Here is a 3,099-nt window from a genome sequence, read left to right on the forward strand (position 1 = left end):
TGCCGCCAACCAGCGCAGCGCGGCAACTGCACCGGCCCCAGCGGTGCGCAAGCCGGTGGCCATGGCGGCACCGGCAGCGCGCGCGGCCGTAACCTCCAGGCCAGCGACCAAGGCCCCGGTGGCCAGCCGGCTGGCGGCGCCCAAGGCCGCAGCGGCGGCAAGCCCTGCAGCGGCAGCGGCACCCAAGGCGCCGGCCAAGGCGGCCGGGGGTGGGGATGATGAGTGGGAAAGCTTCTGATTGAAGGCCGCAGGCTGTCCCTGGGCCGTCCTCTCTTTCAACCCGCCGTCGGCGGGTTTTTCACGCCTGGACCGGTGCGGGCCGCGTTCAGCGTGGCCGGTGCGGATCCGGAAACACCAGCTGCAGCCCCGGCAGTGCAGGGCGTTTGAAGGCCTGCCATGCGGCTCCCGGCCCCTGCGGCTGGGCCAGCCGGTCGGCCACCACCCACCAGGCGCTCGGGTTCAGGCCGATGCCGAAATGGCTGGCCACCACCTCGATGTTCTCGGTGTGCGGGTTGTGCGCTGCGGGCGCCTGCAGGCTGCCACGCCAGGCCACCACACCATCGCTGCGCGAGTAGATGCTGGTGGTGGGCACGGGCGGGGCCTCGGGCAGGTTGTAGTTCTCGGTCTCGCGCTCGATGCTGCGGCCGCTGGCGAACTGGTAGATGCGCCAGGCATTGGTGGAGGTGTGGGGCCCGGCAAAGGGCGTGCCCAGTGTCACCACGCAGCGCACCAGGTCGGGCAGTTCCTTGGCCAGCTCGCGCGCATAGATGCCGCCCAGGCTCCAGCCCACCAGGCTCACCTTGCCGCCACTGCGCTGTGCGGCCTGCTGCAACTGCTGCTTGGCGTTGTCCAGCACGCCTTCGCGCGGGCCCAGGTTCAGCCCCTGTCCCCAGCCCTGGGTGTCATAGCTGCGCGATTCCAGGTAGCGGCGCAGCGGGGCCGTGGTGGCGTCGCCGGCCGTAAGCCCGGGGAAGACGATGACGGTATGCCCATCGCCCCTGGGCGCGCGCTGCAGTACCGGCCAGGCAGGCAGCACCGCCCCGAATTCCCAGGGCGCGCGCAGCTCCAGCGCCAGCAAGGGCAGGCCGGGGGCAGGCATGTGGTGGGGGTTCTTCTCTTTTTTGGTGAACAGCGTCATCAGGTCATTCCATGGGGCACAAGGCAACTGCCCGGCGGCGTCAGGGGCGGTGCGGCGGCGGGGGCGCCAGCTGTGCAGCGGCTTGCCATTCGACAGCCCGGGTAACGGTAACATTTTTTTGCGCCGGAACCCTCTTCGGGAGTGGAGGTAGCTCTCCAATGAGGCGGGGGCCGGGCTTGCAGCAGTCGGCATCGGGCCGTGTTTTGTTATGAAATGTAAATTTTGCTGCTATGCTTTTGGGAGTGCCTGCAATCCCTCAACCGGGGGCATGCTTTTCCATCCCGAAGACACCCGCCATGAACCAACCCCTTGCTGAAGCCTCGCCTGAAATCACTTCCCGCAATGCCCCGCCTGCCGGGTGTGCGCGGGAGTACCTCAGCTTTCGCCTCGGTGCGGAGGAGTACGGCATCGACATCCTTCGGGTGCAGGAAATCCGCTCCTACGAGCAGCCCACCCGCCTGGCCCATTCGCCGGATTTCATCAAGGGGGTGATCGACCTGCGCGGGCGCATCGTGCCCATCCTGGACCTGCGCATGAAGCTGCATTGTCCCGAGGCGAGCTACACCGACTTCACGGTGGTCATCATCCTGGACCTGGGGTCCTTGCTGGTCGGGGCGGTGGTCGATGCCGTGGCCGACGTGGTCACCCTGGCCCCGGAGTTCATCAAGCCCGTGCCGCAGTTCGAGCCCCAAGGCAACCTGGACCCTGCCTTTGTCACCGGCATTGCCAGCGTGGGTGAGCGCATGCTGATCCTGATGGACATCGAGGCGCTGCTGTGCAGTGCCGACATCGGGCTGGTGAAGGCTGCGGCGACCTGATACAAAGCCAGGCGGCGCAGAAGTCGGCAGTGGACTGGTGCGCTGTGGACCAGTCAGGTATTTTCTGGAAACGACACCATGAACAATCTCAAGATATCGACTCGCATGGCGGGCACCTTTGGCGCCCTTGTACTGCTGTTGCTCGCAGTCATCGCCACAGCGCTGTCGCAACTGACCGCGATTTATGGCAGTACGTCGGACATCACCGAAAATTGGCTGCCCAGTGTCGAGTTGGTGAATCGCCTCGACGCCCAACTGGCAGAAGCGCGGCTCAATGAATTCCGGCATCTGACCACCCAGGACCCTTCGGCCAAGGGTCAGGTGGAAAAAGCGATGGAGGGTATGCGCGCCGAGATCAAGGCGACAGAGGCCACCTACGAAGGCTTGATCGCCAGCGATGCGGAACGCAAGCTGTATGAAACCTATGTCCAGGCGCGCAAGGGTTATGGCGAGTCTGCCGTGAAGCTGCTGGAGCTGTCGCGCAAGAACGAGAGCGAGCAGGCTTTTGCGTTTTTGCAGGGCGAATCGCGCAAGTGGTACATGGAGTCGATTGATACCCTGAAGAAACTCGCGGCATTGAACGGCGCTGGTGCCAGGGCCGCTAGCGCCAGCGCCGCTTCGATCTACCTCAATGCGCGTTTCGTGATGTGGGCTGCAGCCGCGTTCGCGATCCTGCTGGCAGTCTTGGCGGCGGTGTGGCTCATCCGCTCCATCACCCGCCCCCTGGCCCAGGCGGTGCAGGCTGCCGACCGCGTCGCCGCCGGCGACCTCAGTGGCGACATCGTCGTGCAATCCCGCGATGAAACCGGCCACTTGCTCAGCGCCCTGCAGCGCATGCAGCAAAGCCTGGCGAATACCGTGACCACGGTGCGCGGCAACGCCGAAAGCGTGGCCTCGGCCAGCGCCCAGATTGCCTCGGGCAACAACGACCTGTCGGCGCGCACCGAGCAGCAGGCCTCGGCACTGGAAGAGACGGCCGCCTCGATGGAAGAGCTCGGCTCCACCGTGCGCCAGAACGCCGACAACGCACGCCAGGCCAACCAGTTGGCCCTGAGCGCCTCCACCGTGGCCGTACAGGGCGGCGACGTGGTGGCCGAAGTGGTCGAGACCATGAAAGGCATCAACGCCAGCAGCAGCAAGATC

General features: G+C 66.0%; 3 protein-coding genes and 1 pseudogene. 3 read left to right on the top strand and 1 reads right to left on the bottom strand.

Features of this window, described 5'->3' with window-relative positions:
- A pseudogene (locus ASE31_RS31950) lies at positions 1-238 on the top strand (methyl-accepting chemotaxis protein); the annotation flags it as partial.
- A gap of 87 nt (positions 239-325) precedes the next feature.
- Here the strand turns inward: ASE31_RS31950 and ASE31_RS27340 are convergent.
- Positions 326-1,138 carry an alpha/beta fold hydrolase gene (locus tag ASE31_RS27340; protein WP_057205778.1) on the bottom strand — a complete coding sequence of 271 codons (813 nt, stop codon included), beginning with the start codon at positions 1,136-1,138 and terminating at the stop codon, positions 326-328.
- Positions 1,139-1,434: 296 nt separating this feature from the next.
- On the opposite strand from ASE31_RS27340, the gene ASE31_RS27345 reads away from it, so the two are divergent.
- Together ASE31_RS27345 and ASE31_RS31955 are read left to right on the top strand one after the other, a co-directional pair.
- Entirely contained in the window at positions 1,435-1,956 is a 522-nt protein-coding gene (locus ASE31_RS27345; RefSeq protein ID WP_057205780.1) for a chemotaxis protein CheW, read from the top strand.
- A 78-nt stretch (positions 1,957-2,034) separates the two neighbouring features.
- Positions 2,035-3,099 (top strand): MCP four helix bundle domain-containing protein (locus ASE31_RS31955; RefSeq protein WP_157412693.1); only part of this gene is annotated, 1,065 nt, incomplete at its 3' end.

Source organism: Acidovorax sp. Root217 (assembly GCF_001428645.1).
Classification (GTDB): Bacteria; Pseudomonadota; Gammaproteobacteria; order Burkholderiales; family Burkholderiaceae_C; genus Acidovorax.